Origin of the sequence: Holdemanella porci (assembly GCF_009696075.1) — a bacterium.
GTDB lineage: Bacteria > Bacillota_I > Bacilli_A > Erysipelotrichales > Erysipelotrichaceae > Holdemanella > Holdemanella porci.
In genome coordinates, this window is record NZ_VUMR01000076.1 from 1 (window position 1) to 7405 (window position 7405).

General features: G+C 30.5%; 9 protein-coding genes. All 9 read left to right on the forward strand.

All coding sequences use genetic code 11. The annotated features are described in order from the left end of the window. The first annotated feature begins 404 nt into the window (after nucleotides 1-404). The 9 genes from FYJ55_RS09885 (at nucleotide 405) to FYJ55_RS09925 (ending at nucleotide 7350) form a co-directional block, all read left to right on the forward strand. Nucleotides 405-1301, forward strand: a complete 897-nt coding sequence (locus tag FYJ55_RS09885) for a hypothetical protein (RefSeq protein WP_154556682.1) — start codon at nucleotides 405-407, stop codon at nucleotides 1299-1301. Continuing rightward, nucleotides 1294-3342 (forward strand): hypothetical protein, encoded by a 2049-nt coding sequence (locus FYJ55_RS09890; protein ID WP_154556683.1) that lies wholly within the window; start codon nucleotides 1294-1296, stop codon nucleotides 3340-3342. Before FYJ55_RS09885 ends, FYJ55_RS09890 begins: the two co-directional genes overlap by 8 nt. A 142-nt stretch (nucleotides 3343-3484) precedes the next feature. Then, a complete protein-coding gene (locus tag FYJ55_RS09895; RefSeq protein WP_154556684.1) occupies nucleotides 3485-3676 on the forward strand; it encodes a hypothetical protein in 192 nt (63 codons plus the stop codon). A 63-nt stretch (nucleotides 3677-3739) separates the two neighbouring features. Next, nucleotides 3740-4813, forward strand: a complete 1074-nt coding sequence (locus FYJ55_RS09900; protein ID WP_154556685.1) for a type IV secretory system conjugative DNA transfer family protein — start codon at nucleotides 3740-3742, stop codon at nucleotides 4811-4813. A gap of 124 nt (nucleotides 4814-4937) precedes the next feature. Beyond that, complete coding sequence (locus tag FYJ55_RS11180; RefSeq protein WP_229771155.1) at nucleotides 4938-5573, forward strand: AP2/ERF family transcription factor; 636 nt, start codon at nucleotides 4938-4940, stop codon at nucleotides 5571-5573. Continuing rightward, nucleotides 5573-5815 (forward strand): hypothetical protein, encoded by a 243-nt coding sequence (locus tag FYJ55_RS09910; protein WP_154556686.1) that lies wholly within the window; start codon nucleotides 5573-5575, stop codon nucleotides 5813-5815. The genes FYJ55_RS11180 and FYJ55_RS09910 overlap by 1 nt, the downstream gene beginning before the upstream one ends. A gap of 594 nt (nucleotides 5816-6409) precedes the next feature. Then, nucleotides 6410-6772, forward strand: a complete 363-nt coding sequence (locus FYJ55_RS09915) for a type II toxin-antitoxin system PemK/MazF family toxin (RefSeq protein ID WP_154556687.1) — start codon at nucleotides 6410-6412, stop codon at nucleotides 6770-6772. Between the two features lie 111 nt (nucleotides 6773-6883). After that, nucleotides 6884-7066, forward strand: coding sequence for a helix-turn-helix domain-containing protein (locus FYJ55_RS09920; RefSeq protein WP_154556688.1), 183 nt, complete (start codon nucleotides 6884-6886; stop codon nucleotides 7064-7066). 11 nt (nucleotides 7067-7077) lie between these two features. Beyond that, nucleotides 7078-7350, forward strand: coding sequence for a hypothetical protein (locus tag FYJ55_RS09925; RefSeq protein WP_154556689.1), 273 nt, complete (start codon nucleotides 7078-7080; stop codon nucleotides 7348-7350). Nucleotides 7351-7405: the final 55 nt, after the last annotated feature.

The following is a 7405-nucleotide window of genomic DNA, read 5'->3' on the forward strand; positions in this document are numbered from 1 at the left end:
ATGCACAAGAATCTACAATATCCAGGACAGTCATGTTCAATATCTCATTCTATTTTTAATGTGATTGGTTCCTTATCAAATCAAATTCGAGATGTTTTACCTGTCCTATAAATATACTAGCATCAAATCTTTATGAAAATAATGAGATTACACATCATATCTTAAATAAAGGGATTCAATCTGCTTATGAAAAGCTTAAAAATCCTAAGACAAAGATATTTCTAAAAGGAATTCAAGGTTGTAGAAGCGTACGTTTATTCAAGACAAAACAAATTATTCAAGCGATTGGTCGTTTATCAAGATCCTTTAATAAGAATGAAACAATTCATATTTTAGTTACAAAAGATATTGTCCATAGTTTTGATACAACAGTTTTAGAAACTGAAATTTTATCACCTGAAACAATGCAGCTTGCGATGTATGCCAAAGAAAGACAACAAAATGTTCCTGTATATGATTATGTAGAGAATGAGGCAAGTCGAATCTCTAGTGTTGGTAAATTCTATATTTATGGATTGTTGTCAGGAGATTGGACAGAAGAACAAATCCAGCTTTATAAGGAATTAGGAGAAAACTGTTTGAAATATCCTACATCTTGTGATTTAGATAATGAAATTGTTAAGGAATATTATATTCATTCACATGATCCTTTCAATAAATATTATTTTGTGGATGTAAAAGATTTTGAATATACAGACATCTTCTTTAATGCGACAAAGGATGAGGCAAAATTACGCATTCAAAATAGTAAAAAGAATCAGGAGTGGCTGATAGATTATTTACATGAGGTTAGTGAAGAGAATTGTCGTTTAGTGAATATGTTGAATTATCCAGGTTTAAAAGATGAGTTTGTAAAACATGGATATGCGACTTCTTTTGAAAAAAACGATTATATACTTTCTCCAGTTTTATATCAGAATATTTATAAAGGAAGACTCGGTGAGTTTGTAGGAAAATTCATTATTAAACAGGAATTAGGCATCGATTTAGAGGAGTTGGATACAGAAGAATTTGAACGTTTTGATTTTAAATATGGGAATATCTATATTGATTTTAAACATTGGAGATATTCATCATATAGCTGGAAAACAATGTCAAAAAAGATTCTTAATAAATTAGATGATGTCCATGGAAAGAAACTGTTAGTCATCAATATATTTGATGAAAAGGATACGGATCAAATTATGGAATCGGAAAAAATTATTGAAATTCCTTCTTTATTGGAAAAGGATGGATTTCATGTTAATCAAGAGGCAATCAATACAATTAGAAAGTGTTTAAAGGATGAAAAAAATGATTAAGACAAATAGAGTTAAATTAAATATTCATTATAATCAAATAATGCAAGATTATGATATTTATAAAATTGGACAAGACTTAAATGGTATGGATAAAGAACAAAGAAAGGTTGTTAAAAATTGTATAGAAACACTTGCAGATAGTTTATCGCCTGCATTGGCTGTTTTATATCGATATGGTGGATACTTTTATGCCATTTTCAGTAAGGATAGTTTAAGCATAGAAGAAATTCAGTCTCATATAGATGGGCAGGGTGTATTTGTTGAAAAACTAAAAGATATCTCTAGTATGTATCCTAGTGAATTGTGCCAATTATTTTTTAATATGCTTCCAAATATGGACTGTTATAAAGAATATAATAATGTGTCAGGAAGACTCTATTATATTAATAGTCATTCATTTACTAAGGATATGGTAACCGCATATAATATTTCAATTGATCCATTTATAAAGGAAAATAATCAAGAGTGCGTTTTGAGATTAAGTGTTGAATCTTTTTGTCGATTATCTAAAGTTTTAGAATATAATCAAAATAAAGAAAATGATATTCGTAAGTTACCTAAATATTATATTGATGAAAAAAATTATATATTTCATAGAGCCTTGATGCCTTTGAAGGATGACCAATGTTTTGTGAAGAAAAATCCGGGTTCTAAAAAGAATAGGTTTATTGCGAAGGATTTGGATATAAGAAATTTGCAAGCTTTTGAAGATTCAAAGAAAGGGATTTTCTATAACTTTTTTAAGGATGTTGAAGATAACTTAAAAGACTATATTCAATTGATTCCAGTTGATTTAGAGAATGGAAAATCATTGAAGTCGTATTCTAAAAATGTATCAAAAGATTATAGAATCAAGGCTTTTAATGATTTGGGAATTAATTTGATTGATCGTGTAAATGATACTCTATCTAAAAAAATGATTGAATTGATGGTTTTAAAATTAAAGGATAAAGGTATTGAAAATATTGGGTTTGATCAAGATAAACAATTCAATATTATCTTGATTCACAATGCAGAATATTACCAAAAGAATAATATGCGAGATCAACATACAAATGATTTTTGTACGCAACATTTAACATATGAAAATTGTATTGGTAAAAATAATAAAATGGACATAAACGATAATGTGTTAGATAAAATTCTAACAGAACTAGCAATTAAAAGAGATATCGCAAATCAAAGTCTTTCCACGTATCAATGGCATTGGGATGAACCGGTTGAATATGTAACGAAAGAGACAGTTTATAATGTGAAAAGGAATTGTCGTGAAACACAATATTTAGTATTAAATGTATTTTGTGATGGGAGAATGAATTTTCATAAGGTAATTGATCAGAAATCAGAGGAGTTTAAGAAATATGATTGTATTTTTGATGAAGAATTTTATATAAAATATCATAAAATTGTTCGTCCAGAAATGTTGATTTCAACTAAGAAACGTAAAATGATGATATTTGATACTGCAATTATTGCGATGCCAGATTTAAATGAGTTACACAATCGTTTAGAAAAATACAGCAAGGATGAGCTCATCTTAAAAGACAAATTGATTTACTTGTTGAAATCATTTGGTGAAAGAAATATAAAGTATAAGACTCAAGTAGAACAAATTATAGAAAACTTAGATAAAGAAAGCTATCAATCTCAAGAGATTGTAAGAAAACCTAATAAATCAGATGATTCACCACTCATTTCCTTAGCTACTTCTTTGGGAAGAGACTTTGTGAAATATTGTAGAGATTATGAAGGAATTGTATTGAACCCTTGTTTAAAGAGTGATGTAGTGAAGAATCTACAAAATATCAATATTATTAAAGATGTAGATGGACTCTATTATTATGTTGGTAAAAAGAAAAGTATGAAGTATGATTTAAATACGGCTTGCCATGTTCGTAAAATGATTATGTTGGAAGGTGATTTTGATGAAAGTTTCAACGATTTTATGTTAGAACAACTAAGAGTCGATTTTGTTCGAAATGAAGAATATACGGTGTTACCGTTTATAAGAAAATATATAAATGAATTTAATAAATTATAAAGGTATTCATATTTGTGAGTACCCACATGACGTCCATATTTAATAAATTAGCATTAAGGTCATTAATAAACAGCTAGTAAATCAAAAAATTATATTAAATCAAATCTACATATGATGAAGATGAAAGGTAAAGGTACTTATTATGGTAAAAGTATTTGTTGATAAAGTCGATGGAGATATTGTTTTTACACATTATCTGGAAGAAAATGACGACAACAGGAAATATACACTAGTATTTAATGTCCAAACAGGAGAAATTCTTGAGCATTCAAAAGGATTGGATGTTTGTACATTCTATTCTAGACACGCGAAACAAGTCATTTATTTCACATGAAAAGAAACAGGAGAAATCCCAAAAGTATTAGAATCTGAATGGATGTGAAAAAGAGGTGCGGTTATGTTAACAAGAATGGAATTTAAATTTAGTGAAGAAAAATGTAAAAAGTACGGAGTCACGTTGAATGTGTGTTATAAAACTATTGAGAAGTTAATGGCAGAAGATGGTATTCATCAATATGGATTAGGAGTATATGTAGCACCTTTGAAAAAGGCGTTTACACCTTTTGGGGCTCTTATGTGTGATTTACCTCAATGCGAATGGTTTGCAAAAACCATCGAATCTTGGTATTGGTTCGATAGTAATGAATATAGAAATTACGACGACCTAGATTATAACTGTTTAATGCAGTCACAGGTGAAAAAAATGGATAAAATAAATGAATTAATTAATGAAGGCTTAGATGTATATTCTAGCGAACTATTTTTTAGAGAAGTTATCTGTGCTCCAAAGACATTGGCAACTATATTTAAAACATTACGTTCAAGAACGTCGGCGTTACAGAATCCAGACGTATTACGTACAATTTGCGACGGTGCCGAAGAATTCACGATTGATTTCAAGAAGTTTGTTCATGAAAAATCAGTGATCTTTATTCAAGTCAATGATGCAGATTCTTCTTTACATAGAATCGCGAGTGTGTTTTTATCACAATTGTTTCAATTCTTGTTTGCTGAGGCAAATAAACAAAAAGATTTAAGATTACCCATACCGGTTCAGTTTCATTTAGATGATATGGCAAATTATGAGATTAATGATTTTGCGAGTATTATCGCAACCGCAAGAAGTCGTGGTATAGGTATTACAGGTTGTATTCAATCCAAAAATCAATTGGCATCTGTATATAAAGACAATGCGATCAATATACAAGATTGTTTTGATACAACCATATATATGGGAACAAATTCCTATGATTCAGCTTTAGATATTGCACACAGATCTGGTTTTACACTAGATTATGTAAATGAACTTCCAGTTGGAGATGTTATTTTAATACGAAGAGGCAGCGCTGCAGAACATGTGAAATTATTAGATTATAGTAAGACAGGAAAATACTTTATATACAATCATCATAGGTATCTGATTCCTAAAAATAGATTTAGAGTTCATGATGATTTAAGGCGTATGCTTTGAGCATAGAAAAGATAGTTTGATTTATAAATTAAATGACATTATTAATATAAGTTGGTAAAGAATAAAGCACTTTTATTGAATCGTATCAGAAATGATCATTCCTTTACTCTTGGAGGATAATTAAATGACACCACCTAACAAATTAAATCTAACTGGCCAACGTTTTGGAAAGCTAATAGCAATAAAAGATACAGGAAAACGATATAGAGGTCTGGCTATATGGCAATGTAAGTGTGATTGTGGCAACACTTGTGAAGTCACTTCAAATCATCTTAGAACTGGTCATACAACAAGTTGTGGATGTAGATTAAGGAATCGTAATGATTTAACTGATCAAAGGTTTGGTAGGCTTGTTGCACAAGAATACGTTGGTCGAGTAAATAACAATACCATGTGGAAATGTATATGTGATTGTGGGAATGAGGTAGTTGTTAATGCACATTCATTAAAAGATGGTAAAACAAGATCGTGTGGTTGTTTAAATACAGAGGTTCGTTCTAGTACGGCTAAAGATCGTTTTGGCTTCGTGGATGGAACTACATTATCTGGTATTTCTTCTTCCAGGAAGATAAATAAGAACAATAGTACAGGAGTTCGTGGTGTGTCTTTTGATAAGAAGCGTAATAAATGGGTTGCTCAGATTACATTTCAAAGAAAGAATCATTGTTTAGGACGATTTGATAAAAAAGAGGATGCTATTAAGGCCAGGTTGGAAGGAGAAGAGCGTTTCTTTGGAAAGTACAGAAAGGATGGTAAATAATGGCTAAACAGTTTAATGTTGGAGATACAGTGTATTTTATTAGTTCATCTGTATTTGTTAGAAAAGCTACAGTAATACGTGCTGCATCTGGCTTTGTTACTATTAAATTTGATACAAACAATGGTAATGATGGACCTTCCGGTATACGAGTACGTGAATCGAAGGTGTATCATACTGAAAAAGAAGCGAATGATGTTGTTCAGATCAATAAAAGTAGACAGCAAAACAGTCGAAAGCTATAATTAGTATTGCTATTCATCTTCCTAACAAATATGGATAGTTGGCTATTCTATATAATATGGCATAGCTTTTTTCTTTTAGTAGAAGAAATTATTCAATATTCTGATGTAAATATTGTTTAGATGATGCTGGACTAAATTTTGGTAGAAGCCAGGTATTATAAGTTTTAGAAAAAATTTATATGATGTGCAATTTTTGCGCGTTTTCATCGGCTCACTAGTGAAGGGGATACTTATATCTTCTCGGAAGGGTCTTTGAAAATAGCATAACAACTATTAGATACAGAACTTATATATTTGAGCTGGATCACTACTGCGCGATGATGAAGCAATTCGAGCGACGATACTTTAGAATGACAAACAATTTTGCTGATTGTGCCATGACAATATATGAGATAATGATACTTCTAGCGACAGGCCCAAGCGTAATATGGGTTGGTGAGATTCCAATGAAAGATAATTAGCAACTATCTTGTCTAATAGGATTCCTTTGTTTTCGGGTAATCAGGTGATAAATAGAAGACGCGATGAATATTTTAATATTAATTATCAACCAGGTATATCCTGGTTTTACATATTTTATAGGAGTGGATAGAAATGAAAGTGAAAAAAGGAGAAATCTATTTAGCAGATCTGAGTGATGCCTCAGGATCAGAACAAGGAAAAGTTAGGCCTGTATTGATTATTCAAAATAATTGTGGAAATAAACATAGTCCAACTACGATTGTTGCGTGCCTTTCTTCTAAGATTTATACAAAACATCATCTTCCAACACATTGTTTTTTGCCGGATGGACTAGGATTGAAGTACAGATCTATGGTGATGTGTGAACAAATTCGAGTGATTGATAAATCAAGATTATTTAAAAAGATAGCAACATTAAATAAAAGACAAATGGCTATTATTGATAAGAAAATAAAAATTAGTTTAGATTTACGTTTACATAACCAGAGAAAATGATTTTTCTGGTTATGGACTCTTTCCCTATGGAAGCAGTAATGAAGCACTGCTTCCTTTTTTTGTAGCTGGGAATTATATTTTTTGAAAGTTTAAAGTGAGGAGGACAAAGAGATGAAACCGGTGTTATGTGAAAAGAAAACCTATACAGTAGCTGAAATTGCAAAGATATTAGGTGTAAGTAAAGGAGCTGCTTATTCTTTAGTAAAAGAAAGTACATTTAAGAGTATAAAGATTGGTAAATCAATTCGCATTAACAAGGAATCCTTTGATAAATGGTTTTATAGCGATGAATAGGGAGGACTAAAATGGCCGTAGTAATTACTAAAAGACGTAAGGCATACAATGTTATTTATACAATTCAAAATGAGAATGGGGATATAGAGAAAAGATATGAAACGTTCTACAATCGAGAGCAGGCATTGAAGCGTAAAGAACAAATAGATGGTGGAAAAAGAAATAAGATTATTGTAAATAAGAATACACTCTTTATTGATTATTTGAATCAATATGATGCTAGTATATTTATAGGACAGGTAAAACATCTCGAATTTGATTTGATAAGGAACCAATCACATTAAAAATAGAATGAGATATTGAACATGACTGTCCTGGATATTGTAGATTCTTGTGCAT

Coding starts and splice junctions, on each gene's coding strand:
- FYJ55_RS09925 (WP_154556689.1), top strand. CDS start 7,078: ATGGCCGTAGTAATTACTAAAAGACGTAAGGCATACAATGTTATTTAT.
- FYJ55_RS09915 (WP_154556687.1), top strand. CDS start 6,410: ATGAAAGTGAAAAAAGGAGAAATCTATTTAGCAGATCTGAGTGATGCC.
- FYJ55_RS11180 (WP_229771155.1), top strand. CDS start 4,938: ATGACACCACCTAACAAATTAAATCTAACTGGCCAACGTTTTGGAAAG.
- FYJ55_RS09910 (WP_154556686.1), top strand. CDS start 5,573: ATGGCTAAACAGTTTAATGTTGGAGATACAGTGTATTTTATTAGTTCA.
- FYJ55_RS09900 (WP_154556685.1), top strand. CDS start 3,740: ATGTTAACAAGAATGGAATTTAAATTTAGTGAAGAAAAATGTAAAAAG.
- FYJ55_RS09890 (WP_154556683.1), top strand. CDS start 1,294: ATGATTAAGACAAATAGAGTTAAATTAAATATTCATTATAATCAAATA.
- FYJ55_RS09895 (WP_154556684.1), top strand. CDS start 3,485: ATGGTAAAAGTATTTGTTGATAAAGTCGATGGAGATATTGTTTTTACA.
- FYJ55_RS09885 (WP_154556682.1), top strand. CDS start 405: ATGCAGCTTGCGATGTATGCCAAAGAAAGACAACAAAATGTTCCTGTA.
- FYJ55_RS09920 (WP_154556688.1), top strand. CDS start 6,884: ATGAAACCGGTGTTATGTGAAAAGAAAACCTATACAGTAGCTGAAATT.